The sequence below is a fragment of the Mesorhizobium sp. M1322 genome, from assembly GCF_040318085.1.
GTDB lineage: Bacteria > Pseudomonadota > Alphaproteobacteria > Rhizobiales > Rhizobiaceae > Mesorhizobium.
This window is the reverse complement of sequence record NZ_JAMYLP010000109.1, coordinates 1-16,504: the sequence shown is the minus strand read 5'-3', so window position 1 is coordinate 16,504 and position 16,504 is coordinate 1. Positions and strand designations below refer to the sequence as shown.

Sequence of the window (16,504 nt, the reverse complement as noted above, 5' to 3'; positions counted from 1 at the left end):
GGGCCGGGACGAAGAAACAGGCTCACCTGAGCCGAACAAAGAAACGCAACAGGAATCGAAAAAGTCGAAATCAGGCTTGTCGATGTCATCCGTCGTGTAAATGATCCGGCGGACGTAGTCAGGGAACGCGAAGAATGGAATGATCTTGCCCCAGGCGCGCCGCCAGCTCTGGCCGATGGCGGGATAGCGCTGGCCCAGGGGCCGGCCTCGAACCCCGCCAGGGCCTTTTCGGCGGCATCGGCATCGACGGCCCGGTAGATTTCCTTGAGTGCGCTGGCGAGGCTTTTGCGGTCTTTCCAGGACACGAAGTCCATCGAGTTGCGCAGCAGGTGGACAATGCACGTCTGGACGATCGCCTCCGGGAACACTGCGGTGATCGCGTCCGGGAAGCCTTTCAGGCCATCGACAACAGACAGAAGGATATCCTCCGTGCCACGGTTCTTGAGCTCGTTCATCACCCGCAGCCAGAACTTGGCACCTTCATTCTACTCGAGCCAGAGGCCCAGCACCTCCTTTGCACCATCGGCGCGCACGCCCAGTGCGATATGGATGGCCTTGTTGCGGACCATCCCTTCATCGCGGATCTTGACCCGGATCGCATCGAAGAAGACCAGCGGGTAAATCGGATCGAGCGGCCTTTGCTGCCAGGTGGCGACTTCATCGAGCACGGCGTCCGTCACCGTTGAGATCAGGTCCGCCGACACTTCGATGCCGTACAGATCGCGCAGGTGCCCGGTGATCTCCCGGGTGCTCATGCCGCGCGCGTACATCGATACGATCTTGTCATCAAAGACCCCATGACCGGTGGTGGATAGCGACCTGCGCTCTGGCAGAGTGGGGTTGCTGACCAACAACTCTGTGGAGGCCAATCATGCGTGTTGTAGCCGATCGATCTGCGGCGCCTGCCGCTATCCGCACCGATCTTGGCGCGATCTTCATTTCTTTGGAACTCAGTAAATCGACCTAGTTGATCACTTCGCTGTCCCGGGCAGTGGGGAGAAGATGTCGAAACATGCGGTACGCGGCGGCGATATCACAGAACTGCTGGCACGCTTTGCCCAGCTTCAGGACAAGGCACAGGCGCGCGCCGGCCGGCACTTTGCGCTTGTGGTCATTCAGGAGGCGGGTCTCGACGGCTTCTGGATCCATCGAATCCTGGAGGCCGAGGGGATCGAAAGCCATGTCGTCGACGCCGCCTCGCTTGCCACGTCGCGCCCGCGGCGTCGTGCCAAGACCGACAAGATCGATGGTGAGGCGTTGGTGCGTGCGCTGCTCGCCTACAAACGAGGCGAGCCGCGCGTGTGCGCGATGGTTAGGGTACCGAAGCGTCAAGGAGGAGGACCATCGGCGCATCGGCCGTGAACGCAAGGTTCTGGTTGGTGAGCGGACCTGCCATGTCAACCGGATCAAGGGCCTGCTGTTTGCTCAGGGCATCACCGGCTACGAGCCGCTGGGACGTGACCGGCGACATCGGCTTGAGGAATTGAGGACCGGCGACGGCTGCGCAATGCCAGAACATCTGAAGGGGCAAATCCGTCGCGAGCTCGACCGACTCGAACTGTCGATAGCCCAGATCAAAGAGGTGCAGGCCGAGCGCGACGCTCTGCTGGCAATCGAAGTCGCCGAAACTCCAGCAGCGACATTACTCGATCTCAAGGGTATCGGCCACGAGTGTGCCGCCATCCTCTACTCGGCGGGGCTGTTCCGGCACTTCGATAATCGCCGGCAGGTCGCCGCCTATGCCGGGCTCGCGCCGACGCCTTGGCGGAGCGGATCGGTCCAGCACGAGCAAGGCGTCTCGAAGGCCGGCAACCCTCGACTGCGAACGACGATGATCGAGTTGGCCTGGCTGTGGCTGCGCAATCAACCGAGTTCAGCGCTTACCCGCTGGTTCCACGAACGCGTGATGCGCAATCAGGGGCGCCTCAAAAAGACAACCATCGTCGCCCTTGCAAGGAAGCTGCTCGTGGCGCTGTGGAAATACGTGACCGCGGGCGTCGTCATCGAAGGTGCTGTCATGAAGGCCGTCTGACGAGATCACACCGATACACTCATCCCTCGAGGCCTGATCAGCCTCGGCGGATCCAGGAGGCGAACCGAGATCCCAGCTGGCTAGATGTTTGATCCCAGGCTTTGATGGAGCATCGTTCTCGTCCGAATCAAAGGATGCGCTATGGGCCAGGTTCTTCACGGGAGCGCCACGACGACAGAGGCGATCCGTCGAGCGATACAACATAGTCAAGCGAGCCTGAGGGCGCTGGCCAAGCGCTATGGGATCAACCAGAAGACGATCGCAAAGTGGAAGAAGCGGGCTTCGGTCGCGGACGTTCCGACTGGCCCGAAGGAGCCGAGATCGACCGTGCTTTCCGTGGAGGAAGAGGCGGTCATCGTCGCCTTCCGCCGCTATACGCTGCTACCGTTGGACGATTGTCTCCATGCGTTGCAGCCGACAATCCCGCACCTGACGCGATCCTCTCTGCACCGCTGCCTGCAGCGTCACGGTATCGGCCGATTGCCGGATGTCGAGGGCGACAAGCCGGCGAAGCGGAAGTTCAAGAGCTACCCGATCGGCTACTTCCACATCGACATCGCAGAGGTCCGCACCGAACAGGGTAAGCTGCACATGTTCGTGGCGATCGACCGAACCTCGAAGTTCGCTTTCGTCGAACTGCACGAGAAGGCGACGACCGCCGTCTCGAGGGAGTTCCTGCTACGTCTGATCGAGGCGGTTCCTTACAAAATCCACACCGTACTCACCGACAACGGCATCCAGTTCACGACGCCCGGCGCCAGCGGCTCGGCCGTGCCGCTGATCAGGGAAGCCATCGCAAACGGCGAACTCTTCCGGGCACATGCCTTCGAATACGCCTGCGCCACGAACGACATCGAGCACCGCACGACCAAGGCCAAACATCCATGGACCAAGGAGCAGGCATCACGATGCATCTTGTTGGAGTGGTTGAGCGACAATTAATCTGGGCGGACGACCACCATATCGACTGCCGTTGCCCTTTTCGAGTCTGACGTTGCCTGGCGGTTCGTACAAGTATCGATGGTTGGTGGCGTATCGATGGCGCTTGAGAATGCCCTTCCGCCCGAGTTGGTGAACGGTCGAGACGCACACACCAAGCTGCTGGGCTACTTCCTCGCCGGTGAGCATGCCGCTCTCCCGCAGCCGTTCGTACCGGCTCTTCAATCCGTAGGTGCGGCGCACGAGCATGACCTTCTTCAGCGTGAAGGGTTCGCCGCGCCAGTTGCGATACCCGAGTTCATTGAGACGGGCGGCGATCTGCCGGTCATTGGCGGTCTCCAGCAGCTCGTTCATCAACGACACGACCTGTGCCGGCGTCTTGCGTATCACTGACATTGGCCGCGGTCTGGTCACCGACAGACTCTGCGTGCGCCCGCCGCGCCAACGGATATGGATGTTGACCTGCGCGTCGACGAGCAGCGTCACGTCCTCGATGAGAAGGCCGAGCATGCGCTTGCGTTCGACAACACCGGTGCGCTCGTCGTTCCAGATGCGCGGGAAATCGGCGGCCAGCTCCCTGATGCGCTCCTGCGCTGGCTCGTCCAGCAGCGAGCGGTCGGCCTCGTTCTGGCGCTCGTGCTCGCGCTGGAGTGCATCGAGGTCGCGCAGCCGTGCGTTCCAGTCGGCTTCCAGCGCGTCGGCGACCAGGCGGTTGTCCGGATCGACCTTCAGGTAGCGCCGGCGGGCCAGTTCAGCCTCATAGCGGGCGCGTTGCAGCTGCGTGCCGCGCAGCGCGGCGGACTGCTCCACGCGGTGGGTGATCTCCTGCTGCACGGCAAGCGCGACATCGATCGCTGCCGGCGCCATCGCCTCCAGCAGTAGCGCGCTGACTGCCTCGTCGACCGGAGCGCCGCACACCCATTGGCAGTGCTTGCCGGCGTGTCGCACGACGCTTCGTTGCAGACATAATACGGGCGCAGCCGCCCCTCGAATGGCTCGTAATGGACCCGCATGCGTGCACCGCAGCGGCCGCACAGTAGCCGTCCCTGCAACAGACCGCTGCCCTGGCGGGGCATGCGTCCACGCAGGCCAGGTGAAAAGCCGGCGGCGTTCTGTTCCAGGGTTGTCTGATTCCGCTCATACTCGGCCCAGGAAATGTAGCCCTCGTGGGCTTCGGGAATTTCGGGAATAAGCACCTGCCAGTTGGATCTCTCCACGCGCAGCTGCACGGACTTGAGCCTGGCATTGTAGGCGGTGCGCGTGCGCCCATAGGCGAACGCGCCGGCATATCGCGGGTTGTGCAGAATCTGGAGCACGCGGGAATGGTCGATCTCGCTCCACAGGACGTCGCCCTTGCCGATGCCGCGACGGATACGTCGGGGAAAGAGGATCTTTCCGCCGCGCAGGCGGCGAACGACGGCGCAGGCCGAGCCGGTCTCGCGGAAGGTATCGAACAGGAGCCGCACCGTGTCCTGGATCTGTCGGTCGGGATCGAGCACGACCCGCGCGTCAGGAGTGTAGATCAACCCGATCGGCACGGCATCTCGAGCTCGCCGCGGCGCGCCTTGTTGAGAATGCCGCCTTGCAGCCGCGACTTCAGGATGTGCAGTTCGGCCTCGCTCATCGTGCCCTTGAGCCCGAGCAGCATGCGATCGTTGAAATAGGCCGGATCGTAGACGCCGTCCTCGTCCATGATGAGCGTCCGCGACAGAGCGGCCAGTTCAAGGAGGCGGTGCCAGTCGGCATTGTTGCGTGCCAGGCGCGAGACTTCCAGCCCCAGCACGATCCCTGCATGCCCCATCGCCACTTCGGTCACCAGGTGCTGGAAGCCGTCGCGGTCCTGCGACTGCGCGCCGGAGAGGCCCAGGTCGCTATCGATGACGTGGACCCGTTCGATCGGCCAGCCCAGCGCCACTGCCCGATCGCGCAAGGCGTATTGCCGCTTGGTGCTCTCGGTGTTCTCGAACACCTGACGAAGAGAGGACTGACGCACGTAGAGGAATGCATCACGCCGCAGATGGTCGGCGCCAACCTTCATGGCAATGTCAGTAGACATGATTCCCTCGGGTCTCTGCTGCCAGCACCATGTGGGCGAGCATGTGCACGATCTGGCGATCGTGCACTGCAGCCGAAGCCGTGGGCGGTGGTGGTTCCGGCCGCCGATGCATCGACGGGGGAGGCCGAGGGGTCGCGATCAGCAACGCCAGCCCTTGCCAAAAGCCATGAAAAACGATGGCGCCCATCTCCTTGGCGCAGGCTTGACCGCACAGGACGGCGGCCCGCAGTGTCTCGTAGAAATCCTTCCAGCTGTGCGGTAGCACCGGAGTGCGCATAGGGCTCACCGTTTTTTTTTACGGGCGATCGCGCGTTCGATGCTGCGGGGATGGACACTGACACCGAGCGTCGAATGCAGCAGTTCCGCCAGAGATCGCGCCTGCAGCGGGGCGCCCGCGTGCTGGTTCTGCTCGATGAGCTGCATCACCTCGTCGGTGAGCTTGTGGGCCGACTTTGGCCCACGGGTGCGCGGCAGCAGGCCGGCAACGCCCTCGCGTTCGAACGCGGCCTCGGCTTGATAGTAGGTTGGCCGCGACAGACCGAAAAGCGCGGCGGCCTCAGCCTTGTTGATGCCATCCTCCTGGACGTGACGCAGCATCTCGTACTTCACCTGCACGAGATCGAGAGGATCGAAGAAGCTGGACTCACGAAACCAGGGGGCGCGGACGGCTTCGGGCCGTGCATTGAGTGCTCCGAGCTGGCGCAGTCGATTGCGTTTGGTCTCGTTGGGCATGGTATATCCCCTTCTTGCGTGTAAACTAAATTATGCCTCACAAGAGGGCGTGTCAATCGAATGAAGGCAGCTCTCATGCTGAAAACAGGTCGGGGCCCTGCAATGCCTCAGGCCGTTCCCGAGCAGCATCTGCATGCACCGGCATAATTAGGTTGACATATGCGGCATAAATTGCCTGACACACATTCAGCCGCCATGGCTGCGCTCGATCTGCTCGATCAATGCCGCCAGGGTTGCCAAATCATCTGGACGCGCGAACGACCTACCCGCCGCGACCTGAATGAAAACATCGGGTACGGCGACGCCTGCGCCCGCATCGAGGCAACCACCCTCGGCCTCGACATCCGCTTCGCCGTCACCAACTCGACAAGGCTCCGCCGAGCATCTCTACGACGCCTGCAACTGGCCGACAGGCTAGCCGCCCCGATCCACGATCCACGCGATCCAGCGCGGGTGACGCACGCCATGGCCGACATTGTGCGCGCCCGCATCTTTGCGATCGCATGCGGCTAGAGCCTTTCACGTTTTGATGGAAGCGTAGCCGGCGTTTGCGAAGTAGTTGTTGCATTCGGTTGCCTCGATCGTTTCAACGAGGTGACCGATGTGGCGCCAAGTGTCCTCGACGGTACGTTTCTGAGCTTGGCGCATCCAGTGTTTGATTTTGGCAAAGGCCTGCTCGATCGGATTGAGGTCTGGGGAGTAGGGCGGTAGGTACCAAAGCCTGGCGCCGGCCGCCTTGATCATCTGCCTGATGGCCGCCGACTTATGACTTCCCAGATTATCCATGACGACGATGTCGCCGGGTTTCAGCACGGTGATGAGCTGCTGCTCGACGTAAGCACGGAACATTGGCCGTTAATTGGTCCGTCGAAGACGCAAGGTGCCGCGAGCCGATCGCAGCGCAGTGCGCCGAGGAAGGTCAGCGTGCGCCAGTGGCCGTGCGGAGCCAAGCCGCGCAACCGCTTGCCCCTCGGCCCCCAACCGCGCAGCGGAGCCATGTTGGTCTTGATCCAGGTCTCATCGATGAAGACCAGATGCTGCGGATCGAGGCCGGCCTGCCAAGAGCGCCATCGCTGACGCCTGCGGGCAATATCAGCGCGCGCCTGCTCAAGGGCGAACAGCGTTTTTTTTGAAGCTCAGGCCCTCGCGCCTCAAGAACATCCAGACCGCGTTGTGCGAGACCTTGACCCCGCGTGCGGCCAACTCATCCTTCAGACCATGCAGTGTCAGATGCGGCGTCTCACGCACACGCGCCTCGATGAAGGCACGGTGCGGCTCCAGCACCCTCTTGCGATGTCCGCCCATCTTGCCAGGCGCAACCGAGCCAGTCGCCCGATGGCGCTGCAACAACTTCACCGCCGCCGAAACCGAAATGCCGAACCGTTTCGCGGCCGACCGGCGGCTCTCGCCACCCAAAACCGCCGCTACAACACGTTCGCGAAGATCATCCGAAAGAGGTCGCGTCATCCGATGCTGGCCTCCACTCCAGCCAGCATCTTGAATCACAAAACCGACTGATCCGGAATCCCCTTCGATTCCGTCAAATCAGGAACCGCTCTAGTACTACTGCGTCATAAATTGCGAGCCTGACGCGGACTGTCCATTGCCCTTATGCAGCACGGACATCGTTGCAGACGGTTGGCCAGGGCCACAGTCAGCGTCGCCTGAGGGTTGGGATCGAGGTCGGGACGTGCCGCTCTGGTCGGATCGGAGGATCTGCGGGGTCGATAACCGTCGGGAAGACCAGGTGTTTGGCGGCCCTGGGCGCGAGTTGGAGTTGAGGGGGGAATCGTCTCCCTCAGAGAGACCAAGAAGCCATAGGCGGCGATACAGAGGCTGGCGTGGTGGTGGAAGCCCCGCCACCCTCGGCCTTCGTAGTGGCCCAGTCCCAGTTCCTGCTTGAGTTCCTGATAGTCTCGCTCGATCCGCCAACGCAGCTTGGCGGCGTCGACCAACTGGGTGATCGTAGCGTCGGCCGGCAAGGTGGAGAGCCAATACTTGCTCGGCTCGACCTCGCCTTCAGGCCACTCGATCAGGAGCCACTCTTCGGCGTGAGCCTCGGGCCGATTGTAGTCCCTGGATGCCGGCCGCAAGCGCACGGCGGCGAAGCGGGAATTGAGCTCGGTGTTGGTTCCTTCACGCCAGGCGATCGTGCGCCAAGTCTCGGCCTCGAACTCCTCGGCCAGACGCTGAGTGTGGGCTGAACGCCGACAACATAGGTCAGACCGAGCTCGGACAGGCCCGCGCGGAAACCGCCGTCGGCGCCATATCCGGCGTCGGCCAGAACCACGCCGGGCGCGACGCCTTCGGCCTTGGCCGTCCTGATCTGCTCGAGCGCGATCTGCGGCTTGGTCCGGAACGTGATCTCTGCCGGAATCTTGGCCTTCTTGCGTTGTTCCGGATCCTCCGCCCAGCTGTGCGGGAGATACAATTCGTAGGCGATCGGAAGCGAGGCTGCGTCATTTGCGATCGATAGGCTAACCGCAATCTGACAGTTGTCCTGCTTGCCCAACTGGCCGCAATACTGGCGCGCTACGCCCACCGAGTGCTTGCCCTTCTTGGGAAAGCCGGTGTCGTCGACGATCCACGCCCGGATCGGTCCACGCTGCTCGATCTGTGGAAGAACCCAGTCGCGAACCCGCGCTAGCAAGGCCGCGTCCGACCACGGCGCCTGTCCCACGAAATGCAGCAGAGACTGATGCTTGGCCGACACCCGCGACGGCGCCGTGACGGCCGCCAACGGCTCCACGCTCTTGCGCTCAATCGGCATCAGAAGTCCGAGGCAATAATCCTTCAGCGGCTCAGCTCGGTCGGCGTGGCCGATCACCCCGATCAAAGCATCGACATAGGCGTTGAACGCGGCTTCACTCTCGGCTGTCCAGTCGGGCATGGCGGGGCGCTTCCCTGATCACGAAGCAGCAACCTAACAAATCCGCGACCAGCGCGAATCCCCTTGCAGCCGCGACTTTCTGACTCAGTAAGACTAGGAGGATGCCAACGATCTCGACCGGCTGCGCACCGACCCGCCCTTCAAGCTCGCCTGCGGGCGGCTGCCCGACAGCGGGATTGATCTGGGCTCGCAGCCGACATGCTCGCTCCTCGAGAACCTGCCCGACCTGCGCACCGTCATCCGGCTCGGCTGGGTGCTGGTCGATCTGTGGCTGTCGAGCTATGCCGCGCCGCCCAAAAGCGTCACGCTCGACATCGACGACACGGTGGATGTCGTTCACGGCCATCAGCAGCTCTCGCTGTTCAACGCCCATTACGACGAGCGTTGCTTCCTGCCGATCCACATCTAGGACGCCGCGACAGGACGCCCGGTCGTGATCTACTGCGCCTGCGGCCAGGCCGAAAACCTGATCAAGATGCACAAGAGCCAGCACGCCTCCGACCGCACCAGCTGCCGCTCACCGATTGCCAACCAGGTCCGTCTCGTCCTGCACACCGCCGCATACTGGTTGATCCTCACCCTGCGCTTGGCGGTGCCCACGACCCATCATCTGTGCAACGCCGAGTTCGCTACACTGCGGCTCAGGCTTCTCAAGCTCCGCGCCCGCGTCACCGAAACCGTCTCGCGCATCCGTCTTGCTTTCGCCGCCGCCTGTCCCGAAGCAAGTCTGTTCCGAACGATCGCCATCACGCTGCAGCCCGCAGGGCCATGAGCGCCGGGGCATCAAAGCCCCGCCAATCCGATACCTTGACCCTCCAGCGCGTTCCAAAGTCCAGTCTCAGCTGCGGTGAAAAAGACGCCTCAGACCTTCATGACCGAACGCTAAGCGGCAAGGAACCAGGCCGCTCGTGAATAGGACGGCTAGCGGCCGTAGCCGTTACGCGTATTGCCAGCGCCTTCGCCGCTCGCCAGATCGTGGTCCATCTCCGCGTTCAGCGCGCGCTGTGTCAGCGCCTTCTTGAGCGTATCCAGCAGGCCTCCCTGTTCTAAGGCAGCACTGGCTGTGCCTCCTGCCAGCAATTGGTCGAGAAGATCATTCGGTATTGCCGGTTCTTTGCGGCGGGTCATAGTGGAAATTCTTTTTACCCATTATGCCCGCCCGCGCACGGAATTCCTGACAGTCCCATTTACTTCGGTATTTCCAAGTACAGCTTCTCGTCAACTGCCCCCGTGAACCACAGGTCCGAACAAGCTTTAGCCATAGTTTCTAATTCCAGCATATCGCATACAGTAGCGAAAATGTTTCCGGATGATGGGCCCTCGGGTCCATATAAGTTACTGCCACGATCAGAGAAGAACGCGATGTCGAGATGATCTTTGGAACTATCCAAATTAGCCGTCCCGGGTAGCGGGCCGAAACCGCCTTTAATCGGAACAAGCATCAAATCACCGGGGGCGGGGTACATGCATCGCCACTCTTCTCTGAAATCTTCAGAACCAGCTTGGACCAGGGTGTAATTTCATTGTTCGCCCATTGAGCGTGCCAAGCTTGCTCCTCAAGAGGTAATCGCTTAAGGATCTGTTCACATGTCCAAGGAGATTTATCCCATCTCAAGCTCACGTCGAGCGAGACCTCGCGTTTGCGTAAACCAATCCTCAGAAATTGAGGCCGCATTACATTTTCTCCTGTTTGACGTATACACTCACTTTACATCGCGGCCTCAGAATACTCAATGAAGGCTAAGAGGTTGGAGGGGAGCGTGCGCCGACGGCACTACACGCGGTTGTTTGTCCACTCAGACCGCCGCGCATTCGTCGGATTCATAAATGGAATGCTCCGTCAATCGCAACGGCGTAGCTCTCAATTGCTTCAACATACACAATAGCGGACGGCATGGTTATTTGGGAACGTTTGTAAGAAGTTTCGTTGTAACCCCCGTCCGTTTCAAGCTACTCCGATGGCCTTTTGTAGCTTCCTTGCCACCGATAGCCCGCTCTCGATAGCGCCGTCTACGTATCCGTACCAACCGTTTGCGTAGTCAGTTCCGGCGAGGTAAACTCCTCCTTCGGATCTATTAAGTTCATCATGGTATTTGGTCAGCTGACTAGGGCGTGCAATTGCCCAAGTTTCTCGCGAGAATGGGTCTCCCGTCCAATCGTGGCCCAAAGTGCCTCTCACAACGGCATTCGGTAACCACTGACGCACCGCAGCCTGAACCTGCTCTAGATTATTCATATCGAGCATCCTTGCATCGGGCCCAAGCGCCTGTGCGACGATACCGCCATCCACGTATGCTCGCGATTTCATCCAGGTCAGGGGGTAGCCTGATGAGGCCAGCGCTTCAAACGGTTCATATTCGCCAACGAGATTAACAAAGAACATGGTTCCTTGGGTGGCTTGTCGCTCATTGACCATCGCCTGCTTACCCTCGCTCAAAGGAGGAACAAAGTTGATATCCGAAAGAGCATTAACTGGAGCGGTAACCACGACCGCCTTCGCAGCCCACGTCTTCTCGCCTTCGGCCACAACACGTACGCCCTCGGGCAGCTGTTCGATACGTTTAATACCAGTGTTCAAAACAACTTCAGCTCGCGCATCTTCGAGTATCGTCTCTACTACTGCTTGAATTCCGCCCTTCACACGGAAGCGGATAATGTCACCGGTACTAACTCCCGGCGCTGCCGCTAAACGCCGAAGAACTTGGCTGTAAGCCCCATTTTCCAGAGGAGCGTTAAACCACACGGTAACAGTGGCTTCGACCAGGGAGCGCTCATCTTCAGACAATCCAGCTGAAATCAGACCTTCCGGAACGGTTAGGTGATCGATCTTTTCTAGTTCGGGACGACTATAAAAAGGCTCGTAGGGACGCTCGAATACGGCTTGAGCGGCAGCCGCAATCTTCTGAAATCCCTGATCCATCACTTTCCCTGCATCCTCGGCCGACATCCGCTGGAGACGATTTTTGCTCAAAAGCAAAAGCGTGCTTACATCATGAGACTCGTCGCGGAGATCATACACCCCGAACCCATAGCGAGTTAGTTCTGCCCAAAGATGTGGCTGCGACCAGTGGACGAGCTGGCCGCCGACTTCAAACGTGTGCCCCCACGCTTTCCGAGACCACACTCTACCCCCCACTCGATCACGGCCTTCCAGAACGACAACCTTCAGGCCGGAGGCAATCAGCTCGCGCGCCGCCACAGCGCCCGCGAAGCCCGCACCTACGATGACTACGTCACAGGTTTGTGATTTCATTCCTTGTTCCTCACTGTATTCTTCAAATCGAAACTCGAACTTGAAGAATGGAATGTAGCTTCGAATTTGTTGCGGTTGGCGGCCATACCACGCGGATCGTGCCGCATTCCAGCGAGTTGGATCTCTTTCTTGCACCAAATGCGCGCAGCAGCCCCAATAAACGACGATGTTTTACCTGCAAAACCGAACTGGGGCGGAGGCGTGCGGTGAGTGGGAAGTGTCGATCCGGCGGGCTTGCGGGGGCATGGATTTCGGCACGTCACCCTACCACTACAAGTCCCGCCGCCGCGACCAGGCCGGCATCGAGGCTCGGATCAAGGACATCTGCGCGACGCGTGTGCGCTACGGCTACCGGCGCGTCCACGTGATGCTGAAGCGCGAAGGTGGGACATCAACATAAAGCGAACCTACCGCATTTACAGGAAGCCTCCAACTGAGGAACAAGACGCCCAATCGGCGCGAAAGGCAAAAATGCGGGGAGGTCCCCAAGAGGCCATTGGCCCGAACGACGTCTGGGCGATGGACTTCGTTCACGATCAGCTCGCCACCGGCAAGAAGATCCGTGTCCTGACGGTCGTAGATACGTTCCCGTCCCGGTGCTTGAGCCGCGCTTCAGCTATCGCGCCGAGGACGTAGTCTAAGCACTTGAGCAGGTCTGTCCTCGCATTGGATATCCGAGACGATCCGGGTCGACCAGGGTTCGGAGTTCGTATCCCGCGACCTCGATCTATGGGCTTGTTACGCTCGACTTCAGCCGACCGGTACAGACGACGGATAGCGCCTACATCGAGCCCTCAACGGTCGCTTCCCCCTGCGGAGTGCCTGAACGCCCCTGGTGCCTGACCTTGCCGACGCCGCTGAAAAGTTGGAGGATTGGCGCAGATACTACAACGATGAACGCACAGATGGGGCGATCGGGCACAAAGCCCAGATCTCGTTGCTCAATCACAATGGCGCCGCCAGCCCGCCTCGTAAGAAAGCCGGGAAACTCTATCTACCAGCGGTCCAGAGAATGGTATCGGAGCAAAAACCGCCGAGGCTATCTTATTGCAGCCGGATGAATTTGAGTGGCAGGTCAAAAGTCAAACCGCTGTTTTGGACGCCTCCAAAGGTTTCAGTGCAATCATACGGTCACATTGACGCTGTTAGTGGACGCGCACCCATCCCCCAGAGGGTCGGCCTTATTCTAAGGTAACCGGTCTGCTAAGGAGACTGAGCAGCCTCGATTTTGCTGAGATAGTCCCTATTTAGCGTTCTCCAATTGGCCGGAGATATTGCGTAATATATGAGGGCGTGGCCGACTGCCCGATACGTCGCAACCGTTCCCGCCGGAATCCAGATCGAGTCGCCTTTCTCTAAGCGGTAGGCATGCCCATCAACTACAATTTCCAACAGTTGCCCCGGATCGATACATATCAGCATCTCATCATACCAGAGGGTCCACTCAAAATCTGAATCTTGAAAATACGTGAGACCGGATCCAAACTGCGAGCTATCTTTTTCGTTGATAAATTCGTGCCAAGACGTACCTCTATCGTTAAATTTCTGGTCGACATTTCCAGCACTAAAGACCTTTACTCCTGCCATTTCATTCTCCTAAGTTGCACACGAGTCCGGAAGCTGAACAAAACCGCTTATTCACACTAGCAACCTCGGTTCGCGCTTTTGATGCAAATCGCGCCCTTTTGCTGCAGTATATCGGCATCTTTAATAACTTTCCGCTGATTTCTAGAGGCGGCAAGAGTGATAACGAAAGTCACTGTGATAGATGCCCGATGAGTTATCATGTGTCCTCCGCACACGGCGTTGCGGGTTCGAATGCCTTGACGCATTCGGCGAAGACCGACCTGAGCTCGTCGACGATTCTGGCTGCGGCTTTTCTTAGCAACGTCCTGGCTTCGAGAACTCCTTCTCGATTGATGGTGTTGATGGCTCCTGCTCCCGCGTTGCGCCATACTCGGGAGTCATCATACCGCTAGAGGAGCCATCCATGTCCGAGCTTGCCACAGTTGCTATCGACCTCGCAAAGAGTGCCTTATGGTGCAGATGAGAGTGGTCGGGTTGTTGTCCGCCGCCAACTTCGCCGAAGCCAGTTGCTCGCATTTTTCGAGAAGCGACTGCGATGCCTGATCGACATGGAGGCTTGTGCAGGTGCTTACGACTGGGGCGCAGGCTTCAGGAGATGGGGCATGACGTCCGGCTGATGCCACCGCCGCGTGAAGATCCTATGAGGAGGTGGATAGCGACCGGGGCTCTGGCAGAGTGAGGTTGCTGAACTTCACTCTCTTTGGAGAAGACCATGCAGAATGTAGCAGACCTACCCGAAGTACCAACCGCTATCCGCACTGATCTTGGCGCGATTTTCGTCTCATTGGGACTCAGTCGATCAACCTGGTGATCACGTGGCTGCTGCTAGGCGGTGGAGAGATGTCGAAGCACGCGGTATCTGGGGTAGATGTCGTAGCGCTCCTCACGCGCTTCGCCCGACTCCAGGACAAGGCGCAGGTGCGAACAGGGTACCGCTTTTCAATCATCGTCATTCAGGAGGCCGGCATGGACGGCTTCTGGATTTGTCGGGTGCTGGAGAAGGAAGGCTTCCAAAGCCACGTCGTTCGATCCAGCTTCGATCGCAACCTCACGCCGACGCCGGCGGGCGAAGACCGATAAGATCGATGGCGAGACGCTGGTTCGCGCGATTGGCGTACAAACGGGGCGAACCTCGGGTGTGTGCGATGGTCAGAGTGCCGCCCCCCGAAGAGGAGGATCGCCGCCGTCTCTGCCGCGAACTCAAGACACTCATCCACGAGCGCAAACGGCACGTCAATCGCCTTAAGGGATTGTTGTTCGCGCAGGGAATCATCGACTACGAACCGCAGCGCCACCCCCACACCCTGGCAGAACGAATCAATCGCTCGCGAACAGGGCGTGTCCGAAAGCGGGTAATCCGAGGCTGCGAGCAACGCTTATTGAGTTCGCGTGGCTCTGGCTACGACACCAGCCGGACTCGGCGCTCAGTCATTGGTTCCACGAGCGGGTCAGGCGTAACGGCGGCCGTCTCAAGAAGCCGATGATCGTGGCACTAGCGCGAAAGCTACTGGTCGCACTCTGGAAATATGTGACCGGTGTGGTGATCGAAGGCGCGGCGATGAAGTGCACACGCTGCCCGACGGCTTCCACCGCATCCGCCACTACGGCTTCTTTGCCAACGGTCATCGCGCCCCCAAGATCGGCCGGTGCCGCCGACTGCTGACCAGCCAGCAGCAGAACAATCTCGAACCGAGTGCCGAAAGCGCCGCTGTCGCCGCCGAGCGCCTGGTGTTGATGCATCGCTGCCCATGCTGCGGAGTGGCGATGGTCACGCTCGCCACCTGGCGGTGGGGCAGGCGCCGCCGAACCCCTTCTGGAATGACACCTCATGATCACGCCGTGTGCGTCCACATCATCTGGTTCGGCACCCGTCGCCATGTGCGACGCTGGCACCCAGGCCTTGTCCCACCGCACAAGTCGCAAGCAGCCAGCCCGGTGTCGCGCCTCAATACGCTTCGTCGCTTGGCAAGACGTCCAGTCACTGGTGTTGGTGACCCTGGCCTCGCGCGAAGTGCCGGTGATGGTGCGCCTTCGGCTCTTCCTGCCCGACACCTGGACGAATGATCCCGAGCGGATGATGCGGGCGCGAGTCCCGAAGGATCGACAGGTCGCTCTGACAAAGCCGGAGATCGCCATTGAAGAGATCGATCGTGTCATCGCCTCCGGTGCGCGTTTCGGCTGCGTGCTTGCCGACGCGGGCTACGGGTCGAGCAGGTCTTTTCGTCAGGCTTTGAGTGAGCGCAGTCTGCTGTGGGCTGTAGGACTGGCGATCGCCGACACCGACAGGCCCTGCCGATGCAAATCCAGTATCATCATCATCTCTCCGATCTTGATCACCGAAATCCCTCTCCCGACCATCGGGAGAAGCATCGGCGATCACGCGCCGCCGGTCTCCCGGGCTCCGGAAGACCGATGACAGCGCTAAACTGGGGAAGATTCAAACGGCCCTTCTGGGGATCATTGAGCCGACATGGACACCGTGTTGCCTCACGTAATTTTGTTACCGAGTGCCTCATCAGGAATCTTATCCGCAGCCAGACGTGCGGGATTTGGCGTGACGTACGGTGTAAGGGAGGTGATTCCGCGGCAGTGGAAGGTGATCCAGACCGTGCGCGAGAAGTTCTCTTGCCGTGAATGCGAGAAGATCGCGCAGCCGCCGGCGCCCTTCCATTTGACGCCGCGCGGCTTCGCCGGGCCAAATCTCCTCGCCATGATCCTGTTCGAGAAGTTCGGTCAGCATCAACCGCTGAACCGGCAAAGTGAGCGCTATGCCCGCGAGGGCATCGACCTCAGCCTCTCGACACTGGCCGACCAGGTCGGAGCCTGTGCCGCGGCGCTGAAGCCGGTGCACGCGCTGATCGAGGCGCATGTGCTTGCCGCCGAGCGGCTTCATGGAGACGACACCACCGTGCCGATTCTGGCGAAGGGCAAAACCGACACGGGGCGCATCTGGACCTACGTCAGGGATGATCGGCCCTTCGGTGGACAGTCGCCGCCGGCGGCGCTCTATTATGC

7 protein-coding genes and 15 pseudogenes are annotated in these 16,504 nt (G+C 60.2%); 9 read left to right on the top strand and 13 right to left on the bottom strand.

The features are described 5' to 3' along the window. Nucleotides 1-78: 78 nt before the first annotated feature. Nucleotides 79-791 (bottom strand): annotated as a pseudogene (locus tag NKH12_RS26810) (IS256 family transposase); the annotation flags it as partial. 80 nt (nt 792-871) lie between these two features. Between NKH12_RS26810 and NKH12_RS26805 the strand changes: the two are divergent. Both NKH12_RS26805 and NKH12_RS26800 read left to right on the top strand, forming a co-directional pair. Next, nucleotides 872-2,032 (top strand): annotated as a pseudogene (locus NKH12_RS26805) (IS110 family RNA-guided transposase). Between the two features lie 141 nt (nt 2,033-2,173). Then, nucleotides 2,174-2,941, top strand: a pseudogene (locus NKH12_RS26800) (DDE-type integrase/transposase/recombinase); the annotation flags it as partial. On the opposite strand, the pseudogene NKH12_RS30640 reads toward NKH12_RS26800, so the two are convergent. From NKH12_RS30640 to NKH12_RS26760, 7 genes and pseudogenes are all read right to left on the bottom strand, one after another. Then, nucleotides 2,936-5,027, bottom strand: a pseudogene (locus NKH12_RS30640) (recombinase family protein). The pseudogenes NKH12_RS26800 and NKH12_RS30640 sit on opposite strands and share 6 nt — an antisense overlap. Next, nucleotides 5,017-5,304, bottom strand: a complete 288-nt coding sequence (locus tag NKH12_RS26785; RefSeq protein WP_352955892.1) for a hypothetical protein — start codon at nt 5,302-5,304, stop codon at nt 5,017-5,019. The pseudogene NKH12_RS30640 and the gene NKH12_RS26785 overlap by 11 nt, the downstream one beginning before the upstream one ends. Nucleotides 5,305-5,309: 5 nt before the next feature. After that, nucleotides 5,310-5,759, bottom strand: a complete 450-nt coding sequence (locus NKH12_RS26780) for a helix-turn-helix domain-containing protein (protein ID WP_352955891.1) — start codon at nt 5,757-5,759, stop codon at nt 5,310-5,312. Between the two features lie 186 nt (nt 5,760-5,945). Further along, nucleotides 5,946-6,050: pseudogene (locus tag NKH12_RS30635) on the bottom strand (DUF5372 family protein); the annotation flags it as partial. Between the two features lie 228 nt (nt 6,051-6,278). Beyond that, nucleotides 6,279-7,262 (bottom strand): annotated as a pseudogene (locus NKH12_RS26770) (IS630 family transposase). A gap of 68 nt (nt 7,263-7,330) precedes the next feature. After that, a complete protein-coding gene (locus NKH12_RS26765) occupies nt 7,331-8,029 on the bottom strand; it encodes an IS701 family transposase (protein ID WP_352955896.1) in 699 nt (232 codons plus the stop codon). Continuing rightward, nucleotides 7,960-8,649, bottom strand: a pseudogene (locus NKH12_RS26760) (IS701 family transposase); the annotation flags it as partial. The gene NKH12_RS26765 and the pseudogene NKH12_RS26760, both read right to left, overlap by 70 nt. Nucleotides 8,650-8,746: 97 nt before the next feature. On the opposite strand from NKH12_RS26760, the pseudogene NKH12_RS26755 reads away from it, so the two are divergent. After that, nucleotides 8,747-9,421, top strand: a pseudogene (locus NKH12_RS26755) (transposase); the annotation flags it as partial. A 152-nt stretch (nt 9,422-9,573) separates the two neighbouring features. On the opposite strand, the pseudogene NKH12_RS26750 reads toward NKH12_RS26755, so the two are convergent. The 4 genes and pseudogenes from NKH12_RS26750 to NKH12_RS26735 all read right to left on the bottom strand — a co-directional run. After that, nucleotides 9,574-9,777, bottom strand: a pseudogene (locus NKH12_RS26750) (IS256 family transposase); the annotation flags it as partial. A 59-nt stretch (nt 9,778-9,836) separates the two neighbouring features. Continuing rightward, nucleotides 9,837-10,160 (bottom strand): DUF3830 family protein, encoded by a 324-nt coding sequence (locus NKH12_RS26745; protein WP_352955895.1) that lies wholly within the window; start codon nt 10,158-10,160, stop codon nt 9,837-9,839. Further along, a complete protein-coding gene (locus NKH12_RS26740) occupies nt 10,091-10,324 on the bottom strand; it encodes a DUF3830 family protein (RefSeq protein WP_352955890.1) in 234 nt (77 codons plus the stop codon). Before NKH12_RS26740 ends, NKH12_RS26745 begins: the two co-directional genes overlap by 70 nt. A 270-nt stretch (nt 10,325-10,594) precedes the next feature. Beyond that, complete coding sequence (locus NKH12_RS26735) at nt 10,595-11,902, bottom strand: flavin monoamine oxidase family protein (protein WP_352955889.1); 1,308 nt, start codon at nt 11,900-11,902, stop codon at nt 10,595-10,597. 202 nt (nt 11,903-12,104) lie between these two features. Here NKH12_RS26735 and NKH12_RS26730 point away from each other — a divergent pair. After that, a pseudogene (locus NKH12_RS26730) lies at nt 12,105-12,872 on the top strand (DDE-type integrase/transposase/recombinase); the annotation flags it as partial. Nucleotides 12,873-13,105: 233 nt separating this feature from the next. Here NKH12_RS26730 and NKH12_RS26725 read toward each other — a convergent pair. Then, nucleotides 13,106-13,489: a EutQ-related cupin domain-containing protein gene (locus NKH12_RS26725; protein ID WP_352955888.1), complete on the bottom strand. Its 384-nt coding sequence runs from the start codon at nt 13,487-13,489 to the stop codon at nt 13,106-13,108. A 403-nt stretch (nt 13,490-13,892) separates the two neighbouring features. Here NKH12_RS26725 and NKH12_RS26720 point away from each other — a divergent pair. The 5 pseudogenes from NKH12_RS26720 to NKH12_RS26705 form a co-directional block, all read left to right on the top strand. Further along, nucleotides 13,893-14,129 (top strand): annotated as a pseudogene (locus NKH12_RS26720) (IS110 family transposase); the annotation flags it as partial. A 72-nt stretch (nt 14,130-14,201) separates the two neighbouring features. Continuing rightward, nucleotides 14,202-15,059: pseudogene (locus NKH12_RS26715) on the top strand (IS110 family transposase); the annotation flags it as partial. Next, nucleotides 15,053-15,321, top strand: a pseudogene (locus NKH12_RS30630) (IS91 family transposase); the annotation flags it as partial. The pseudogenes NKH12_RS26715 and NKH12_RS30630, both read left to right, overlap by 7 nt. A gap of 102 nt (nt 15,322-15,423) precedes the next feature. After that, nucleotides 15,424-15,755 (top strand): annotated as a pseudogene (locus tag NKH12_RS26710) (transposase); the annotation flags it as partial. Between the two features lie 306 nt (nt 15,756-16,061). Next, a pseudogene (locus NKH12_RS26705) lies at nt 16,062-16,504 on the top strand (IS66 family transposase); the annotation flags it as partial.

Coding starts and splice junctions, on each gene's coding strand:
- NKH12_RS26785 (WP_352955892.1), bottom strand. CDS start 5,304: ATGCGCACTCCGGTGCTACCGCACAGCTGGAAGGATTTCTACGAGACA.
- NKH12_RS26780 (WP_352955891.1), bottom strand. CDS start 5,759: ATGCCCAACGAGACCAAACGCAATCGACTGCGCCAGCTCGGAGCACTC.
- NKH12_RS26740 (WP_352955890.1), bottom strand. CDS start 10,324: ATGCGGCCTCAATTTCTGAGGATTGGTTTACGCAAACGCGAGGTCTCG.
- NKH12_RS26735 (WP_352955889.1), bottom strand. CDS start 11,902: ATGAAATCACAAACCTGTGACGTAGTCATCGTAGGTGCGGGCTTCGCG.
- NKH12_RS26725 (WP_352955888.1), bottom strand. CDS start 13,489: ATGGCAGGAGTAAAGGTCTTTAGTGCTGGAAATGTCGACCAGAAATTT.